17 protein-coding genes and 2 pseudogenes are annotated in these 16,861 nt (G+C 72.9%); 8 read left to right on the forward strand and 11 right to left on the reverse strand.

What is annotated here, in order from left to right; genetic code table 11:
- Positions 1 to 67: 67 nt before the first annotated feature.
- The 3 genes from JHE00_RS02540 to JHE00_RS02550 all read right to left on the reverse strand — a co-directional run bounded on the left by JHE00_RS02540 (position 68) and on the right by JHE00_RS02550 (position 3,006).
- Positions 68 to 1,051, reverse strand: a complete 984-nt coding sequence (locus JHE00_RS02540) for an Acg family FMN-binding oxidoreductase (RefSeq protein ID WP_200314315.1) — start codon at positions 1,049 to 1,051, stop codon at positions 68 to 70.
- Positions 1,048 to 1,938, reverse strand: coding sequence for a universal stress protein (locus tag JHE00_RS02545; protein ID WP_200314317.1), 891 nt, complete (start codon positions 1,936 to 1,938; stop codon positions 1,048 to 1,050). Before JHE00_RS02545 ends, JHE00_RS02540 begins: the two co-directional genes overlap by 4 nt.
- Positions 1,939 to 2,133: 195 nt before the next feature.
- Complete coding sequence (locus tag JHE00_RS02550) at positions 2,134 to 3,006, reverse strand: zinc-binding dehydrogenase (RefSeq protein WP_200314319.1); 873 nt, start codon at positions 3,004 to 3,006, stop codon at positions 2,134 to 2,136.
- Between the two features lie 301 nt (positions 3,007 to 3,307).
- On the opposite strand from JHE00_RS02550, the gene JHE00_RS02555 reads away from it, so the two are divergent.
- Together JHE00_RS02555 and JHE00_RS02560 are read left to right on the forward strand one after the other, a co-directional pair.
- Entirely contained in the window at positions 3,308 to 4,144 is an 837-nt protein-coding gene (locus tag JHE00_RS02555) for an alpha/beta fold hydrolase (RefSeq protein WP_200314321.1), read from the forward strand.
- Positions 4,144 to 4,974, forward strand: coding sequence for an alpha/beta hydrolase (locus JHE00_RS02560; RefSeq protein WP_200314323.1), 831 nt, complete (start codon positions 4,144 to 4,146; stop codon positions 4,972 to 4,974). The genes JHE00_RS02555 and JHE00_RS02560 overlap by 1 nt, the downstream gene beginning before the upstream one ends.
- A gap of 23 nt (positions 4,975 to 4,997) precedes the next feature.
- On the opposite strand, the pseudogene JHE00_RS02565 reads toward JHE00_RS02560, so the two are convergent.
- Positions 4,998 to 5,577 (reverse strand): annotated as a pseudogene (locus JHE00_RS02565) (helix-turn-helix domain-containing protein).
- A 101-nt stretch (positions 5,578 to 5,678) separates the two neighbouring features.
- On the opposite strand from JHE00_RS02565, the gene JHE00_RS02570 reads away from it, so the two are divergent.
- The gene (locus tag JHE00_RS02570; protein ID WP_200314325.1) at positions 5,679 to 5,816 is read left to right on the forward strand and encodes a hypothetical protein; all 138 of its coding nucleotides are present in this window, start codon (positions 5,679 to 5,681) and stop codon (positions 5,814 to 5,816) included.
- A 161-nt stretch (positions 5,817 to 5,977) separates the two neighbouring features.
- Here JHE00_RS02570 and JHE00_RS02575 read toward each other — a convergent pair whose 3' ends face one another.
- Both JHE00_RS02575 and JHE00_RS02580 read right to left on the reverse strand, forming a co-directional pair.
- A complete protein-coding gene (locus JHE00_RS02575; protein ID WP_200314327.1) occupies positions 5,978 to 6,466 on the reverse strand; it encodes a GNAT family N-acetyltransferase in 489 nt (162 codons plus the stop codon).
- A gap of 4 nt (positions 6,467 to 6,470) precedes the next feature.
- On the reverse strand, positions 6,471 to 7,250 hold the full coding sequence (locus JHE00_RS02580) for an LLM class flavin-dependent oxidoreductase (RefSeq protein ID WP_200314329.1): 780 nt from the start codon (positions 7,248 to 7,250) through the stop codon (positions 6,471 to 6,473).
- A gap of 121 nt (positions 7,251 to 7,371) precedes the next feature.
- Between JHE00_RS02580 and JHE00_RS02585 the strand changes: the two genes are divergently transcribed.
- Positions 7,372 to 7,716, forward strand: a complete 345-nt coding sequence (locus JHE00_RS02585) for a helix-turn-helix transcriptional regulator (protein WP_230422946.1) — start codon at positions 7,372 to 7,374, stop codon at positions 7,714 to 7,716.
- A 35-nt stretch (positions 7,717 to 7,751) separates the two neighbouring features.
- Complete coding sequence (locus JHE00_RS02590) at positions 7,752 to 8,216, forward strand: VOC family protein (protein ID WP_200314333.1); 465 nt, start codon at positions 7,752 to 7,754, stop codon at positions 8,214 to 8,216.
- Between the two features lie 43 nt (positions 8,217 to 8,259).
- Here the strand turns inward: JHE00_RS02590 and JHE00_RS02595 are convergent, their stop codons facing one another.
- On the reverse strand, positions 8,260 to 9,882 hold the full coding sequence (locus JHE00_RS02595; RefSeq protein WP_200314336.1) for an ABC-F family ATP-binding cassette domain-containing protein: 1,623 nt from the start codon (positions 9,880 to 9,882) through the stop codon (positions 8,260 to 8,262).
- A gap of 226 nt (positions 9,883 to 10,108) precedes the next feature.
- Between JHE00_RS02595 and JHE00_RS02600 the strand changes: the two genes are divergently transcribed.
- Positions 10,109 to 10,633 carry a nitroreductase family protein gene (locus JHE00_RS02600; RefSeq protein ID WP_200314338.1) on the forward strand — a complete coding sequence of 175 codons (525 nt, stop codon included), beginning with the start codon at positions 10,109 to 10,111 and terminating at the stop codon, positions 10,631 to 10,633.
- On the opposite strand, the gene JHE00_RS02605 is transcribed toward JHE00_RS02600, so the two are convergent.
- The 3 genes and pseudogenes from JHE00_RS02605 to JHE00_RS02615 form a co-directional block, all read right to left on the reverse strand.
- Positions 10,605 to 11,798: an MFS transporter gene (locus JHE00_RS02605; protein WP_200314340.1), complete on the reverse strand. Its 1,194-nt coding sequence runs from the start codon at positions 11,796 to 11,798 to the stop codon at positions 10,605 to 10,607. The two genes, JHE00_RS02600 and JHE00_RS02605, sit on opposite strands and share 29 nt — an antisense overlap.
- A gap of 68 nt (positions 11,799 to 11,866) precedes the next feature.
- Entirely contained in the window at positions 11,867 to 13,246 is a 1,380-nt protein-coding gene (locus JHE00_RS02610) for a M14 family zinc carboxypeptidase (protein ID WP_200314342.1), read from the reverse strand.
- A 192-nt stretch (positions 13,247 to 13,438) separates the two neighbouring features.
- A pseudogene (locus JHE00_RS02615) lies at positions 13,439 to 14,418 on the reverse strand (magnesium transporter CorA family protein).
- 223 nt (positions 14,419 to 14,641) lie between these two features.
- Between JHE00_RS02615 and JHE00_RS02620 the strand changes: the two are divergent.
- Together JHE00_RS02620 and rnhA are read left to right on the forward strand one after the other, a co-directional pair.
- A complete protein-coding gene (locus JHE00_RS02620) occupies positions 14,642 to 15,373 on the forward strand; it encodes a polysaccharide deacetylase family protein (RefSeq protein WP_307831784.1) in 732 nt (243 codons plus the stop codon).
- A gap of 18 nt (positions 15,374 to 15,391) precedes the next feature.
- Positions 15,392 to 15,859: a ribonuclease HI gene (gene rnhA / locus JHE00_RS02625; protein ID WP_307831785.1), complete on the forward strand. Its 468-nt coding sequence runs from the start codon at positions 15,392 to 15,394 to the stop codon at positions 15,857 to 15,859.
- On the opposite strand, the gene JHE00_RS02630 is transcribed toward rnhA, so the two are convergent.
- A complete protein-coding gene (locus JHE00_RS02630; RefSeq protein ID WP_200314346.1) occupies positions 15,849 to 16,856 on the reverse strand; it encodes an LLM class flavin-dependent oxidoreductase in 1,008 nt (335 codons plus the stop codon). The genes rnhA and JHE00_RS02630 overlap by 11 nt on opposite strands.
- Between the last annotated feature and the right edge of the window lie 5 nt (positions 16,857 to 16,861).

Consider the following 16,861-nt stretch of genomic DNA (forward strand, 5'->3'; position numbering starts at 1 on the left):
GGAGTGAACCTAGGAGCGGCGAGGAGACATCGTCGTCCGGTGAGAGTTGCGGGTCGTGCGCGGCGGGCTACTTCCGGGGTAGCGGTTCGGTCACCGCGTGCACGGATCTGCGAGGCGTCGTGGCTCCGGGGAAGCCGTACCCGAGCCGCAGCGCCGTCTGCGGGCACTCACGGTCGCCCAGCATGGTCCTCAGCACCGTGCGCGCGGCAGGCACCTCGATGGGCTGCGCCAGGAAGGAGGCGCTCAGCCCGGAGGCCGTGGCTGCGAGCAGAACCCGCTGCAACGCCTGCCCCGCGCGCAGCCGGGCCAGGCGCGTGTCGCCCGGGGTCTGCAGCACGGCCACCAGCGGGTCGCGTTCGAACCGGCGTTCGGCGGCCGACTCACGCCCGCCGTAGTCCCGCAGCGCGAGCACGCCGCCCTCCAGAGCTCGCGGGCCACCCGCGGTCCTCGGCACGCCGTCGGCGTCCGGAACATCGCGGGTCCACGTGGCGAGCTCGGTACGAAAAGCCGCGTCCTCGGACTGCAGGTGATCGGAGCGGCGCAGCAGCGCGGCGAAGGCGTCGAGCTGGCCGGGCTGGTCGAGCAGCACGAGCCGGGCGCCCTCGGCGACCGCGGCGCGGCCCAGCGCGTACCGCAGATGCAGCGGAACCCTGCGGTCGAGAAACGGCCTGCGGTTGGTGTGCCTGCGCGGGATCGCCCCGGCCAGCCGGAGATCCTCAGGCGCGGGCCTGCGCGGCCGTCCGGGCCGGATCGTGGCCAGCAGCACCGGGTTGTCGCGTTCGGGCAGCAGGTCCACGATCGGCGTCCGCCCGCTCTCGACGATGCTGAGCCGGATGTTGAGGATCGCGGCGCCGCACGCGAGCAGCGCCTCCCTGGCGTCGGGGTCGCAGACGCGCAGCACCCGGCGCGGATCCAGCAGCACGTCGATGCGCCCGGCGTGCACGCGGAACCGCCACGGCTGCGTGTTGTGCGGTGACGGCGCCCGCACCGCCGCCGCGAGCGCGGACTCGATCAGTGATGTGGCAGGGCTCGGTGGTGCCGTCATGGTCATCGCGTGCCTCCTGCCTCACGGGGTCGCACCACGGCGACTGGGCAGGGCGCGTGGGTCACGAGCGCGCGGCTCGTGGACCCCAGCAGCATGCCCCGGAAGCCGCCCCTGCCCCGGCTTCCCACCACCAACAGCTGCGCGTGCTCCGCCTGCTCGAGCAGCGTGCGCACCGCGCGGCCGCGGGCCACGACGGTCTCCACCGGCACGTCCGGGTAGCCGTCGCGCACCAGCCCGACCTGGGCGTCCAGGACGGCGCGTTCCTCGGTGTCGATGTCGTCGGGGTTCACCGAGAGCGGGTACATGCGCACGGTGGCCTCCAGCATCGCGTCGTTCCAGGTGCGCACCGCGACCACGGGGACGCCCCGCAGTGCGGCCTCGTCGAAGGCGAACTCGACGGCGGCGTCGCTCGCGGGTGAGTTGTCGATGCCCACCACTACGGGTCCCTCGGTGCGCGGGCCCTCCTCCTGCCCACGGACCACGACCACCGGGCAGCTCCCGTGCGCGGCGAGCGAGACGGCCACCGATCCCACGAGCAGGCCACTGAACCCGCCGAGCCCGCGCGAGCCGAGCACCACGAGCGCACTGCGCCGGGATTCCGCGAGCAGCGCGGCCGCGGGCTGCGCCTCGACGAGGGACACCTCCACCGCGACGCCGGGGGCGGCCTTCTCCGCGGCTTCCCTGGCCTCCCGCAGCCGCTGTTCGCCCTCGGCGCGCAACCCGGAACGGAGCTCACCGACGCTGGTGATGAACGCGGGGTAGCCGCGCTCGGGCACCAGGTAGGCGTTCACCAGCCGCAGAGTCCCGCGCCGCTGGGCCGCCTCCGTGGCGGCCCACGCGACCGCGTGCCGGGCGGACGTGGAGCCATCCACGCCCACGACGATCGTGCTCATGTGCTCAGGCCTTCCGTGACTGGGCTGTGCTCTCATCGTGACCGGCCCGTGCACCCGGCGCGTGGGCCGAAAGCCCCTGGTTCGCATGACCTCGGACCCGCCGGGATCAGGTCAGCAGCACGACCGTGCCCTGCGCGGAGCGCCGTTCGAGCGCCGCGTGCGCGCTGGCTGCCTGTTCCAGCGGGAACCGGCTGATCAACGGCACCAGCCGGTCGGCCGCCGGCGGCCTCCAGTGCCGCCGCCCGGTCGCGGAGCAGCCGCCGGCCCCAGCACCCACCTGGCGGTGATCCCGCGCTCGCACAGGTCGCCGGTGCGCAGCGGGGTCGGCTCCCCCGACGCGCAGCCGTACAGCAGGACGCGACCACCCCGGCACAGCAGCTCCAGCGCCTGTCTCCCGGTCGCACCGCCCACTCCGTCGAACACGACGCTGACCTCTCGGCCCCCGAGCGCGGCACGGACCCGCGCGGGCCAGCCCGGCTCCCGGTAGTCGATCGCCACCGTGGCGCCGAGCGCCGCGACCCTGGCGAGCTTGCCCGGCCCGCGCGCCGCGCCCACGACGGTGCGGCCCTCGGCCACGGCCGCCTGCACGGCGAGGCCGCCGATCCCGACCGCGGCCGAGAGCACCAGCAGCACGTCGTCGGGCGTGAGCTCCGACTGGTCGAGCACGCCGAGCATCGTGGCCCCGGTCGTGTCCATCGCCACCGCGGCGGCCGAGCCCACCTCGTCGGGCACCGCGAGCAGCGCGCCGGCGTCGGCGACGGCGACGGCCCGCTCCGCGTAGCCGCCCCGCTCGACACCGGCCACCACCCGGCACCCGAGCCAGCCGCCCGCCACGCCCGGACCCAGCTCGCTGACCAACCCGGCCACCGCCGCGCCGAGCACGGCGGGCAGCCGGGGCGGCCGGTGCGGGCCGACGGCGATCCCCCGCCGCAGCCTGGTCTCGATGAACCGGACGCTCGCGGCCTCGACGTCCACCACCACCTGCCCCACTCCCGGCACGGGATCCGGTGCCCGCTCGAGCCGCAGCTCCTCCGGCGGGCCGTAGGCGTGCAGGCGCACCACGCGCATCGATGACTCCTCCACTTGATCGAGACCGCGGCCCCAGCCATCACTGTCCACCTAACTGGAGGTCAAGGGCGTTCGCGCCGATCACCGTCCACACACGACAGGCGCTCTCGAACTCACCGTGCTCCTGGCCAGGACTCCACGAGAACCGTTGGTACTAGGGACATTCGGCCCATGCGCCCCTGCGCGGCGCTTCTCTAGGGTCGGCTTCGACGGCGGTGCGCCCGGCGCCCGCGCTTCATCGCGAGCACGTCCTGCACACCTGTTGGCCCCTTAGCAACCTCCGGTACGGGAAAGGACGACCATGAGCTTTGTGACGGCCTCCGACGGCGCACAGATCTTCTACAACGACTGGGGTTCGGGCCCGCCGGTGGTGTTCTGCCACGGCTGGCCACTCAACTCCGACAGCTGGGAGGCGCAGATGCTGCTGCTGGCCTCCCACGGCTTCCGGTGCGTCGCCCACGACCGGCGGGGCCACGGAAAATCGACGCAGACCTGGCGTGGCAACAACATGGACACCTACGCCGACGACCTCGCGGTCGTGCTCGACATGCTCGATCTGCGCGAGGTGACGCTGATCGGATTCTCCACCGGCGGCGGCGAGGTGGCCCGCTACGTCGGCAGGCACGGACTCGACCGGATCGCCAGGATCGCGCTCGTGTCCGCGGTGCCGCCGTTCATGTTGCGAACGCCGGACAACCCCGGCGGTGTGCCGGTGGAGACGTTCGACGAACTCAGGACGGGTTCGCTCGCCGACCGTGCCCAGCTCTACCGCAATCTGGCCGACGGACCGTTCTTCGGCAACAACCGGCCGGGCGCGGTCGTCTCGCAGGGCACGCGGGACGCGTTCTGGCTGCGGAGCATGCAGTCGGGTCACCGCAACGCCTACGAGTCGATCGAGGCGTTCTCGGCCACCGACTTCCGCGGCGACCTGGAGGCCATCACCGTGCCGACGCTCGTCATCCACGGCGAGGACGACCAGATCGTGCCCTTCGCGGTGGGCGGGCAGGCCTCGGCCGCGCTCATCAAGGGCGCGACGCTGAAGGTCTACCCCGAGGCACCGCACGGCATCACCGACACGCACAAACAGCAGCTCGGAAACGACCTGCTGGAGTTCGCCTCAGCGGCCAAGGAGACGTGATGAGCCACGCCATTCCCGCACCCGACACCATCGTCCTCATCCACGGCCTGTGGGTGACGCCGCGCAGCTGGGAACACTGGATCACGCACTACCGCAAGAAGGGCTACACGGTGCTCGCACCCGCCTATCCCGGGTTCGAGGTGGAGGTCGAGGCGCTCAACGACGATCCGAAACCGGTGGCCGACGTGACCATCTCCGCGATCATCGAGCACCTGGAGTCGGTGCTCAGGCCGTTGCAGCGACCGCCGATCATCATGGGGCACTCGGCGGGCGGCGCGTTCACGCAGGTCCTGCTCGACCGGGGCTGGGGCGCCGCGGGCGTGGTGCTCAACTCCGCGCCGACGGAGGGCGTGGCCGTCGTGCCGCTGTCCCAGATCAAGTCCACGTTCCCGGTGTTCAAGAACCCCGCCAACCGGCATCGGGCGATCGCGTTCACCCACGAGCAGTGGCACTACGCCTTCACCAACACCTTCAGCGACGAGGAGTCGCAGGCGCTCTACCGGCGCTACGCCATCCCCGCTCCCGGTCGCATCGTGTGGGGCAGTCTGCTCGCCAACCTCCAGCCCGGCCACCAGGAGGCGTGGGTCGACTACCACAACGACGCCCGTGCGCCGTTGCTGTTCATCGCGGGCGGGCAGGACCGCCTGATGCCGCCCGCGGTGCAGCGCTCCAACGCCAAGCACTACAAGTCCAACACCATCACCGAGATCAAGGAGTACGAGGACCGGGCACACCTGCTCCCGGCACAACCGGGCTGGGAGGAGATCGCTGACTACGCGCTGAACTGGGCGGTGGACAACGCGGGACGGGCGGCCCAGCCCGCCCGCTGAGACGCTGAGGCTCGTTCATCGCCTCACGGGGCGCGCGAGGTGACGTGCACGCGTTCGCCGTGCAGTCCGAACAGGATCAGCAGCTCGACCGCGCGCCCGTCGGCCGAACCCAGCCAGTGCGCGACGGTGGTGTCGAACTCGGCGGCCTCCCCCGGCGGGACGGTCAGGTCGCGTTCGCCCACCACCAGCCGCAGCCGTCCGTTGAGGACGTAGAGCCACTCGTAGCCGGCGTGGGTCTGCGGAGTGGGTTCGGCCGGCCGGTCGCGGCCGGGGATGAGCATCTTGTACGCCCGCACGCCGCCGGGCCTGCGGGACAGCGGGATGAACGTCATGCCGTAACGGGGGACCGGGTGCAGGTGGATCCGGGGGGTCGCCGGTGCGCGGCGCGCCGACGAGATCGTCGAGCGGAACGTCGTGGGCGCGGGCGAGCGGCAGCAGGAGCTCCAGGTTCGGCCGCCGCCGCCCGCTCTCCAGGCGCGACAGTGTGCACTCGGAGATCCCGGTCCTGGTCGCGAGCTCGGCCAGGGTGGAGCCGCGCTGCTTGCCCAGGGCCCGCAGCCGCGGTCCGACCGCGTCCAGCACGTCCTCGAGATCCTCGCTTATGCCCCCAGTCCTGCCGACCCGGCAAGTGTTCGTGCGTTCGGGACGGCCCGCGGGCCACGGTGGTCTCCGTAGCCGATCTCCGACCCGAGGGGACACCGCCGATGAGCGCGAACCGCACCGAGACCGCCCGGTTCTGGGACGAGGTGCACAGCGCACCCCGCCCCGCACAGACCGGCCGCCCGAATCCGGTGCTGGCCGAGATCGCTGGGAGCCTCGACCCCGGCTCGACGGGCCGCTGAGCTCCGGCCGTCCACTGACGACAGATCTCCGCTCTCCCTAGCGAGGACTGGTGGTGACGCACGCCGGCTGCGAGGTGCGGCGGCAGAGCCGCCAAGGCCGTGCCGTATAGGGCGTTATACATCCATCAGTGGAGTCGCCACGGCAGCGCCCGAGCGGTGCCTCAGACCTGCTTGACGTAGCGGTGTGCCGGAACGGGGATCGGCCCGTCCTCGCTGGCGGCGGCGTAGTCGATCGGGCCCTCGTCGGACCACCCGTTGCGCTCGTAGAACCGGCGGGCGCGCGCGTTGCCCCCGACCACGGCGAGCCACGCCTGCTCGTGGCCCCCGTCGGCGACCAGCCGCTCGGCCTCGGCGAGCAGCACTCCGGCGACGCCGCTCCCCCGGTGCCTGCCCGCGACGTAGACCTGCTCGACCTCGTCCTCCACCACCATGACGAATCCCGCGACGGCGCCGTCGACGGTGGCCACAGCGGTGTCCTCCACCCGTTGCTCGGCGCGCGCGGTGAACGAGTCCGGGGTCCGGATCGCCAGTAGCGCGTCGGGCACGTTGCCCAGGTGGGCATCGCGCCAGCCCTGGTACCAGATCTCGGCGACCGCGATGGCGTCGGCGGGTCGCGCGGGACGCACCGTCACGGCCGGTTCGGCAGACATCGGCTCAGTGTAGGGATCTCAGCTCAGCGGCGACGTCGTAGCCACGCCGCCAGCCCTCCGGGTCGGGAGCGAGCACCAGCTCCTCGGCCCCGGCCTCGGCGTAGGCGGCGAGTTGCCCGGCCGCGCGCCGGACGGAACCGTCGAGTATCGGCGCCACCACCGTGGCACCCGGCACTGGCCTGCCGCGCGCGGCCGCGGCCGCGCGCAGGTCCGCGAGCCCCGCCGCGACCCGATCCGGCGTAGACGCGACCGAGATCCAGCCGTCGCCGAACTCGGCCGCCCGGCGGCGCGCCCTGGCGCCATCGCCGCCGACGAGCACCGGCGGCATCGGCGAGCCAGGCTCCAGGGCGATCTCGAGACCGTCCTCGACGACGGCGGATCGCCCCGTGACGAGAGCGGGCAGCACGCGTAGCGCCTCATCGGTGTGCCTGCCCCGGTCGGCGAACGACGCGCCTGCCGCCCTCCAGCCGGCATCGCCGTGCGCGGGGTTTCCCGTGCCGACACCGAGCACCACCCGGTCACCGGAGACGAGCTGCAGCGTGGAGATCTGCTTGGCAGCCACGGCGACCCGGCGCAGTGCCAGCAGCAGGACCCCGTAGCCGAGGGTGACCCGCGTCGTCGCCCCGGCCGCCGCCGCCAGCACCACCGAGCTGTCCAGGATGGGCCCGCTCGCGATCAGGTGGTCGGTGGACCACACCGAGTCGAGACCGGACTCCTCCGCGTGGCGTGCGGCCGCGGCGATGCCGGCGGGATCGTCCGAGGGCAGGAACACTCCGATGCGCATACCGCTCGCAACTCGCCCTCGACGATCACCATTCCGCCTCTTCTACGATGGCCGGGTGGCGTCGTCCTACCTGAGCCCACGCGAGGACCAGAACCGCCGCCTGCTGCGCGCCCGCGACGCGATGGACCGCGACTTCGCCCGGCCCCTCGACGTCCCCGCGCTGGCCCGCATCGCGCTGATGTCGCCGACGCACTTCACGCGCTCGTTTCGCACCACGTTCGGCGAGACGCCCCACCGCTATCTGCAGCGGCGGCGCATCGAGCGCGCGATGTCGCTGCTGCGCAATCCCGCGCCCACCGTCACCGAGGTGGCCGCGGAGGTCGGCTTCGAGAGCCTCGGCACGTTCAGCCGCACCTTCCGCACCGTCGTCGGGCTCTCCCCCACCGAGTTCCGCGCGAGCTCCACGCCGCTGTCGGCGCCGGACTGCTTCGTCCGGTCGTGGACGCGGCCGAGTCGTTTCGGATAAGCCGTCCGGCAGCCGTTCGGCCTACGGTTCCGGTCATGTTCACTCGCATCAGCATCCACTCGGTCACCGTCCTCGACCAGCAGGAGGCGCTCGACTTCTACGTGGGCAAGCTCGGCTTCGAGGTGGTCTCGGACGTCGACATGGGATTCATGCGCTGGCTCACCATCGCGCTGCCGAACGACCCCGACCGCCAGCTCCTGCTCCAGGTCCCCGGCCCGCCGTTCGTCAGCCCGGAGATCGCGGCCCAGCTGCGCGACCTGGTGACCAAGGGCGCGCTGGGCACCGCCGCGATCCTCAACACCGACGACTGCCAGCAGACCTACGACGCGCTCTCCGCCAAGGGAGTCGAGTTCACCGAGAAGCCCACCAGCCAGCCCTACGGCATCGACTGCGCCCTGCGCGACCCGTTCGGCAACCACATCCGCATCACCCAGCTCGCGACGACGCCCGCGGAGATCTCCGAGGGCGACATCGCCCGCTGGCGGAACGAGTCGGCGTGACGACGGGGTGCCGGGACGAGATCCGCCCCGGCACCCGCGGCGGTCACAGGGTGAGCCGTGGCCAGTCCGCCGTGTCGCGCAGCAGCTGCCGGTCGTGCGTCGCGAGCACCACCGCCGCCCCCGTGGCGCCGAGCGCCTCGGTGAGCTCGTCCACGAGCGTGATCGACAGGTGGTTGGTCGGCTCGTCGAGCAGCACCACGTGCGGCCGGGCGGCCAGCAGGATCGCCAGGTCCAGCCTGCGCTGCTGACCGACGGACAGCTCCGTCACCGGCCGGTGCGCGGCGTCCGAGGGCAGCAGCCCCAGCTGGCCGAGACCCACCCGCTCCGACTCGGCGAGCGCGCCAGAGCCGACGAGCCTGCCGACGGCCGCCTCGTAGACCTCGAACGCGCGCCGCCGAGCGGGTGCGGGTGACTCCTGGGCGAGCCTGCCGACGCGCGCCCCGCGCCTGCGCTGCACGACGCCCGAGTCCGGGTCGAGCACCCCGGCCAGCACCGAGAGCATCGTCGACTTGCCCGCGCCGTTGGGCCCGGTCACCACCAGCCGGTCGCCCGAGCCCAGCAGCGTTGACGCCGGTGACTCCAGCCGGCCGGCCACGGTGACATCGTCGGCACGGAGCAGCGTCGCCCCGGCCACGGTGGCCGCGTCCGGAACCCGCAGGCGCAGCGGCGGCGGGGGTACGTCGACGACGTGTGCCTCGAGCTCCTCCTGCCTGCGATGCACCGAACGCACCAGCGCGGGCGCGCGGGTGGCGCGGGTGTGCTTGCCAGTGCCCTTGTCCGGACGCCAGCCGGTGGACAGCCGGTTCTGCGCCTCGGACAGGTTCTGCGCGAGGCGCTGCCGCTCGTTCTGCTGATCGCGGTAGGCGGTCTCCCACCGCTCCCGTTCCGCGCGGCGGCCCTCCAGATAGCCCGCGTAGCCGCCGCCGTAGACCCGCGGCCGACCGTCGCTGGCCGGGTCGAGGTCGAGCACCGTGGTGACCACATCGGACAGCAGCGCACGGTCGTGACTCACCAGCACCACCCCGCCCGGATGCTCGCGCAGCCTCGCCGTGAGGTGGTCGAGTCCGCTCGCGTCGAGGTGATTGGTCGGCTCGTCGAGCAACAGCAGGTCGTGACCGGCACCCAGCAGGCACGCGAGCCGGATCCGGTAGCGCTGCCCCACCGACAGGGTCGGCAGCGGACGCGTGCGATCGGTCTCGGCGCTCAGCGCGGCGAGGGAGATGTCGACGCGGCGGTCGGCCTCCCACGCGTCGATCGACTCGGCCTCCGCGAGCGCGTCGGCGTAGCGCTGCTCGGCGCCGGGCAGCTGGTCGACGAGCGCGAGGGTGGCCTCCTCGAAGCGCGCGAGCACGGCCCGGACCTGGGCGAGCTCCACGTCGATGAGGTCGCCGACGGTGCGCTCGCCGTCGACGGGCATCTCCTGGTCGGCGACGCCGAGCGTGCCCGCGCGGTGCACGGTCCCCGCATCGGGCGTCAGTGTTCCCGCGAGGACCTGGAGCAGGGTGGTCTTTCCACGGCCGTTCTCGCCGACGACACCGAGCCGGTCGCCCGCCGACACCGTGAGCTCCACTCCGGTCAGGACAGGACGGCCGCCGCGGGCGAGCGCGACCCCGCTGGCGTTGAGATGAGCGCGTGCCCGTGCGGGCAGCGCGATGACGCTGGACATACTTCCTCCGAGACAGCCGGAATCCGCGCGGCACGAACCGCGGCGAGGACTCCGGACTGGACAATGGGACGACGACGGACGCGCTCGGCCACGCCCGGTGTGGTCACGGGCGGCCGAGGTCCGGCGGCTCAGAGGTAGTACTGGTACTGCACGTCGCGAGGCTAACAGACGCCGCCGCCGGCTCGCCCGTGGTTTTCGCGCCCGCGCCTGCTGCGACGATGGGCCGATGACCGACACCGGCCTGATCACCTCGTTGCGCGCCACCCGGTTCTTTCTCGACCGGCCGGTCGAGGAGGCCGAGCTGGACGCCATCGTGGACGTCGCGCGCTGGACGGGATCGGCCCGCAACCGGCAGCCGTGGCGGTTCGTGGCGGTGACCGACGGTGCGGTGCGAGCCGAGCTGGCGCGGCACGGTCGCTACGCGCAGGTCCTCGCCGTCGCCCCGGCCGTGCTGGTGCTGCTGTCCGATCCGGGCGCGGGCGAGGACACCGAGTTCGACCTCGGCCGGGTGTGCCAGTCGGTGCTGCTGGCCGCGCACGCCCGCGGTCTCGGCAGCTGCCCGGTGACGGTGCATCCCGAGGAGAACGCACGACGGGCCGCCCGGCTGGTCGGAGCGCCCCCACCGTGGCGCGCGGGCCACGCCGTCGCGCTGGGCCACCCCGCGCCCACTCCCCGCGGCCGCTCCGCGATCCCCACGGGACGCAAACCGTTGACGGAGCTGCTCACCCACCACCGACCCGGGTCCGATTAGGACCGGGCTGGGATCGCGCGCCGACGACGGCCAGCGCGGACAACGACAGCACCACGGCGAGCCCGCCGAGGCTGAACCCGAGCGTGGTGATCGCGGCGAGGCCGCCGACGAGCAGTGGACCGCCCGCGTCGCCCAGCTCCTTGCCGACCTCGGCGGCTCCCATCGTCTGACCGAGCCGCTCCCGCGGGGTGGAGGAGGCCAGGTGCGCGAAGCCCAGGGGCGTCGTCAGCCCGGTGCCCACACCGATGGCGACCGCGGCCACGACGATGCCCGCGACGCCCGGAATGACGGTGACCAGCACGGCGCCGGCCGCGGCGAGCAGCAGTCCGCTGGCCATGCCGGGCCCGTCGCGCAGGCGCCCGGCGTCGCGCGCCCTGCCCGAACACGGCTGCACCAGCGCGCCGCACGCGGCCAGCAGCGACACCACGGCTCCGGTGACGAGCGGCCCGAGTCCGCGCCCGGCTCCCTCGACGGGCAGGAACCCGACGCCGACCGCGAGCGCCCCCGTGGCACCGGCCAGTGCGAGCGTCGGCCGCACGAAGGCTCCGTGGCCGAGGCGGCGCGCGAGGTCCGCGACCGTCTGGCGGGCCCTCGGCAACGGGGCGAGACCCGGAACGGCCAGCGCGGCCCAGCTCACGACCGCGAGTGCCAGCCCGGCCAGGGTCGCGAACAGCAGCGAGTAGCCGCCGACCGTGATCAGCACACCGCCGAGCACCGGACCGAGCGTGTAGCCCAGGCCCTTCCACGCCCCGTAACCGCCGAACGCGCGCCCGTGCCGGGACTCGGGCGAGAGCCGGGCGACCAGCGCTCCGGCCGCCGGTGAGAACGCGGCCGCCGCGGCGCCCTGGAAGAACCGGACCACTCCGATCAGCGCCGCATCGCCCGCGATCACGAACGCGGCCGACGCCACGGCGAACGCGAGCAGGCCGCCCAGCAGCACCGGACGCGGGCCGGTCCGGTCGGCCAGCGTGCCGAAGACGGGCTTGAGGATCACCTCGGCACCGTCGTAGACGGCGAGCAGGACGCCGAGCGTCAGCAGGGAGGCGTGTTCGCCGCCGGTCAGCCCGCCGAGTCCCGCGGCGATGCTGTGGGCGCCGAAGGCGGTGACGAACCCCGCGGCGTACAACGGGGCACGGCGGCCGCGGCCGGTCCCGACCGGGCTCATTGCCCTGAGCCGTCTCCCATGGGCGCGAGGATAGTCCGCGGCGTCAGGCCACGACCGGCGTCGCGCGCTCAGCTCGCCGGGCGTTCACTCCGGGTCAGGTGCTCGGCCGCGGCGATCGTGGCGGCGTACTGCGTCGCGACGAGCGACCGGATGGGGATCACCTCGTAGCCCTCCACCGCGGCGTCCTCGGCGAGCCAGCGCTCGTAGTGCTCCGACACCGTGTCGCGCGCCTGCCGCACGGAGGCGCGCACGTTGCCCACGGCGAGTTCCCCGTCGAGCGCCCGCAGCAGGATTCCGGCATAGCGCAGGCGGAAGCAGTGCACGTCGCCCTCGAGGGAGGCGACTTCCGCCACGGTGGCGGGACGCCGCGCCTCGGCGGCCTCGCCGCGCAACTGCGCCGACTCCGCCGCACCCGACAAATACGCCGTGAAGAACCGGGTCGCGCGCCAGAACGGCGAGTCCGGCGCCATCAGGAACCCCTCCACCGCGTCGAGGCCATGCCTCAGCACGGCCTGGAGCTCGGCCAGGTCCCGTCCCTTGCGGGCGAGCGCGCTCGCGTAGGACACCGCCGACGGTGTCTCGTCGGCGGTCGCCGGGTCCTGCCAGTGCGGCAGCTCGCTGATCAGCGTCAGCGAGCCGTAGCGCTGGGCGTAGGACGCGGTGTTGTCCCCGGAACGGCCCGGCCACGTGCCGCCCTCGGCGATGATCCGGTCGACGGCGCGCCGGATCGACGAGCCACGGAAGATGGCATCGGCGAGGCGGTCCAGGTGCGGGCCCTCGGGCTCGCCCCGGTCGAGCGGCAGGCCCAGCGCCTCCGGGATCTGTTGCAGCACCGGGTACAGCGCGGGCTCGGCCCGGTTGAGGTAGTAGTACACGCCGCCGAGTTCGCTGTTGTGCAGCGAGCAGACCAGCGACGGCCGGTGCTGGTCGATCAGCCGCATCAGCGCCTGCGTCTCGGGCAGCGCCGCGTCGAAGTAGGCGTCCTTGTAGTCCAGCGGGAAGGTCCACTCCACCTGGTCTCCGCCCGCGGGCCGGTAGAAGTTCCTGGCGTAGTGCTGGCGGGTGAACGGGCCGGCGAGCCAGCCCTCGTTGAGCCGCAGCCCGTCGGGGTCGATGCAGGTGATGATCTCCCAGCGATGCCCGAGACGCTCCCGCAGTCCGGCGTCGGCACACAATCGCTCGGCCAGGTGCAACGCGGTCAGCCCGCCGATCGGCTCGTTGGGGTGCGGCAGCCCGAACACGAGCGCGACGGGCAGGTCGGCGTCGCCGTCCAGCGACAGGCACAGCAACGGCTCGCCCTGCCTGGACGTCCCGACCCGGCGCAGGCTGGTGATCTCCGGATACGCCGAAGCCACCGCGCGCAGCCGCCGGTGGAGCTCGTCCACACCGGCGAACGCGCCGAACTCCGGGACCTCGTCGATCTCCTTCACCAGCCACTCGGACAGCACGGGTGAATCCTCCCTCGATCGTCGGTGGTGCGGGCCACGTCGGCGCCGCTGCCCGAGTCTGGCGGCTCCCCGCGGTGCTGACCAGTGGCGACGGCCCGAGTTCACTGGCTTGGCCTTATCCGTTCCCGCACAAGGGAAAACGTGCCCCCAACCGGCCGAAACCCACCCGGTTGGGCTCACCCGGGCAACGCTTCAGAGCCAGTCGCGCCTGCGGAAGGCGAGGTAGAGGATCACCGACATGGCCACGATCGCGACCGCCGACACCACGAAGCCCCACGCCTGCTCCGAACCGGGTAGGGCACGTTCTGCCCGTAGAAGCCGGTGATCGCGGTGGGCACGGCGATGATCGCGGCCCAGCTCGTCACCTTCTTCATGATGGTGTTGAGCCGGTTGCTCTGGATCGTCAGCTGCGTGTCCCGGATGGTCGCCACCAGCTCCCGCAACGATTCCGTCCACTCCGACACGCGCAGCACGTGGTCGTAGACGTCCTGGAAGTACGGCACGAGCTCGTCGTGCACGAGGTGGGCCAGCGCCTGCTCCCTGCGCAGGAACGGGTTCAGCACCTCCCGCATCGGCAGCACCACCCGGCGCAGCAGCACGAGGCTGCGCCGCAGCCGCAGCGACCGGCGCTGCAGCTCGGTGGAGTCGACGCCGGAGTCGAACACCAGCTCCTCGAGCGCGTCGATCTCGTCGTCAAGCGCGGTGACGGCGTCGAAGTGCCCGTCCACCACGTAGTCGAGCAGGCCGTGCAGCAGATAGCCCACCCCGCACTTGGCGAGCTCGGCCGAGGCGTCCCAGCGCGCCACCACGGCGTCGATGTCGAAGTGCTCGTCCTTGCGCACGGTCACCAGCGCCCGCTCGGTGATGAACGCGGCGACCTCGGAGGCCTGCAGCTTCCCGGTGCCGGTGTCGAGTCGAGCGGCGTAGGCGGTGAGGAAGCAGTGCCCGTCGTAGCGATCGAGCTTGGGCCGCTGGTGCTCGTGCACCGCGTCCTCCACCGCGAGCGAGTGCAGGCCGAGCTCGTCGCTGAGCACCACGAGGTCCTGCTCCCCCGGCGCGCACAGATCCACCCACACCACGGCCGTGGTGTCGGCCAGGTGCTCGGACACGTCCTCGAGCGGGAAGTCCTCGGCTTCGAGGACGCCGTGCCGGTAGAGCCGCGTTCGGACCATGGGCGCACACGCTACTGGCCCCTGAGCGACGCGCATGTCCGCGGACGGCGCGGGCCGGGCGAACGGCGCACCGCGTTGAGACCAATGGTCGAAGGAGTCACGCACCGCGCCCGAGAATGCGGCGACACGCACGTTTCCTGGCTCTGTCGACCGCGATGTCACCATATCGTGCTGCGGCATGCGCTACCGGGTGCTACGCCCTCCTTATTGTTATCGCTGGGCCGTGTTGATCCTGGCCCTGGTGACGATGACGACGCTGGCCGTGGTCGCGCTGCGCCCGTCCGCCCAGGGCGCCTCCGCCGCCCCGACTCCACCGCGGCGCCCGGCGTTCACCCCCGCGCCGCCGCCTCCCCCGGTGGAACCCGCGCTCGTGCGGCACAGCTCCGAGCCGGGCCGCGTCGTCGCGCTCACGTTCGACGACGGCCCCGATCCCGCGCACACACCGCGCATTCTCGACCTGCTGTCCGAACACGACGCCGTGGCCACCTTCTGCATGCTCGGCTCCCAGGCGCGCCGCTATCCCGAACTCGTCACCGACGTGCTGGCGCGGGGAATGCGCCTGTGCGACCACACCGTCAGCCACGACCAGGAGCTGCGCACCCGCAGCGAGCAGCGCGTCATGGCCGAGATCGTGGGCGGCTGGACCGATCTGCAGATCGCCGCGGGCGAGGACGTGCCGGTGCCGTACTTCCGCGCCCCGGCCGGGAACTGGTCCGAGCGCCTCAGCACGCTCGCGGCACGGCACGGGATGCGCTCGCTCGCGTGGTCGGTCGACTCGCGGGACTGGACGCGGCCCGGCGCGGCGCGCATCGTCGCCACGGTCAAGGACGGCGTCGAACCCGGCGCGGTGATCCTGCTGCACGACGCGGGCGGGCCGAGGGAGGAGACCGTCGCCGCGCTGGAGGAGCTGCTGCCGTGGCTGCGGGCGCAGGGCTACCAGTTCGGGTTCCCGTGAGGTTGCTAGTCTCCCCGCGTGGACGAGGCCGCCGAGACTGTCGTGGAGATCTACACCGACGGCGCGTGCAGCGGCAACCCCGGCCCCGGGGGCTGGGGCGCGGTGCTGCGGTACGGCCACCACGAACGCGAGCTGTACGGCGGCGAGTCCGAGACCACCACCAACAACCGCATGGAGCTCACGGCGCCGATCCGCGCGCTCGAGACGCTGACCCGGCCGTCGGTGGTGAAGCTCTACACCGACTCCACCTACGTCCGCAACGGCATCACCAGCTGGATGATCCGGTGGCGGAGCAACGGCTGGCTCACCAGCGCCAAGGAGCCGGTGAAGAACGCCGACCTGTGGCAGCGGCTCGAAGCCGCGGTGAGCCGGCACCAGGTGGAGTGGCACTGGGTGAAGGGCCACGCCGGTCACCCCGAGAACGAGCGCGCCGACAAGCTCGCCGTCCGCGGGGTCACCGAGGCCCGCGAGCGCCTCACGTCCTGAGCGCGGGCAGCACCGCCTCGCTGAGCAGCCGCACCGAGTTCAGCGAGTGCTCCACCGGCATCCCGGCCCAGTGCGTGCGCAGCAGCAGGTGGTCGACCCCGAGCTCGTCGCGCCACGGCAGCAGCGCGCGCACGCAGTCCTCCGGTGAGCCCACCACGAACCGCTGCTCCGCCAGCTGGTCGTAGGGCATCTCGAACGACTCCCGGTCCGGCATCACGCGGTCCTGGCCCCACCGGGCGTAGGTCCGGTACTTGCCGCTCAGGTACGGACCGGCCAGCTCCACGGCCCGCTCGCGGGTCTCCGCGCAGAAGATCTCCCGCATCGCGGGGCGTTCGGCCGGTTCGGGCACGCCGTGTGCGGCTGCCTCGGCGCGGAAGAGCTCCGCCTGCCTGCGCACCGTGCCGAGCGTCGCGTGCGGATTGATCATCCACGTGCCCGTGAGGCGCGCGGCGCGGCGCACGGCACCGTCGCTGTTGGCCGCCATCCATACGGGCGGGCCGGGCCGCTGCACCGGCAGCACCCCGAGCCGCGCGCCGTCGAGGCGGCACCACGGCAGGTCCGCGCCCACGGTGTCGCCGGCCCACAGCCGCCGCACGACGTCGAGGTTGGACTCGAAGCGGCGCACCTTGTCCTCCGGTGGCACCCCGAGCGCGGCGTACTCGACCTCGCGGTAGCCGAGCCCGACCCCGAAGATCAGCCGCCCGCCCGTGATCACGTCCAGCGCGGCGTAGTTCTCCGCCACCTCCACGGGGTTCTGCAGGGCGAGCAGCAGGATGCCGATCCCGACGCGCAGCTCGCCTGCCTCGGCGGCGAGCCGCGCGAGGTAGGGCAGCGGCTGGATGTGGGTCAGGCCCTCGCTGAGGTAGTGCTGACCGGCGAACACCGAGTCCCATCCGCCGTCGCGGGCGGCCCGCAGCAGGCTCAGCTGGTCCTCGAGCGCCTGGCGCTGGTCGGCCCCGATCGGCTGCTGGTTGGTGAGGAAGATGCCGAACCGCATCGCGC

It is taken from the genome of Prauserella cavernicola (genome assembly GCF_016595675.1).
GTDB lineage: Bacteria > Actinomycetota > Actinomycetes > Mycobacteriales > Pseudonocardiaceae > Prauserella_A > Prauserella_A cavernicola.

Coding starts and splice junctions, on each gene's coding strand:
- JHE00_RS02580 (WP_200314329.1), bottom strand. CDS start 7,250: ATGCGCATCGGAGTGTTCCTGCCCTCGGACGATCCCGCCGGCATCGCC.
- JHE00_RS02605 (WP_200314340.1), bottom strand. CDS start 11,798: ATGAGCCCGGTCGGGACCGGCCGCGGCCGCCGTGCCCCGTTGTACGCC.
- JHE00_RS02550 (WP_200314319.1), bottom strand. CDS start 3,006: ATGCGCGTGGTGCGCCTGCACGCCTACGGCCCGCCGGAGGAGCTGCGG.
- JHE00_RS02540 (WP_200314315.1), bottom strand. CDS start 1,051: ATGACCATGACGGCACCACCGAGCCCTGCCACATCACTGATCGAGTCC.
- JHE00_RS02555 (WP_200314321.1), top strand. CDS start 3,308: ATGAGCTTTGTGACGGCCTCCGACGGCGCACAGATCTTCTACAACGAC.
- JHE00_RS02545 (WP_200314317.1), bottom strand. CDS start 1,938: ATGAGCACGATCGTCGTGGGCGTGGATGGCTCCACGTCCGCCCGGCAC.
- JHE00_RS02570 (WP_200314325.1), top strand. CDS start 5,679: ATGAGCGCGAACCGCACCGAGACCGCCCGGTTCTGGGACGAGGTGCAC.
- JHE00_RS02595 (WP_200314336.1), bottom strand. CDS start 9,882: ATGTCCAGCGTCATCGCGCTGCCCGCACGGGCACGCGCTCATCTCAAC.
- JHE00_RS02560 (WP_200314323.1), top strand. CDS start 4,144: ATGAGCCACGCCATTCCCGCACCCGACACCATCGTCCTCATCCACGGC.
- JHE00_RS02600 (WP_200314338.1), top strand. CDS start 10,109: ATGACCGACACCGGCCTGATCACCTCGTTGCGCGCCACCCGGTTCTTT.
- JHE00_RS02630 (WP_200314346.1), bottom strand. CDS start 16,856: ATGCGGTTCGGCATCTTCCTCACCAACCAGCAGCCGATCGGGGCCGAC.
- JHE00_RS02585 (WP_230422946.1), top strand. CDS start 7,372: ATGGACCGCGACTTCGCCCGGCCCCTCGACGTCCCCGCGCTGGCCCGC.
- JHE00_RS02575 (WP_200314327.1), bottom strand. CDS start 6,466: ATGTCTGCCGAACCGGCCGTGACGGTGCGTCCCGCGCGACCCGCCGAC.
- JHE00_RS02590 (WP_200314333.1), top strand. CDS start 7,752: ATGTTCACTCGCATCAGCATCCACTCGGTCACCGTCCTCGACCAGCAG.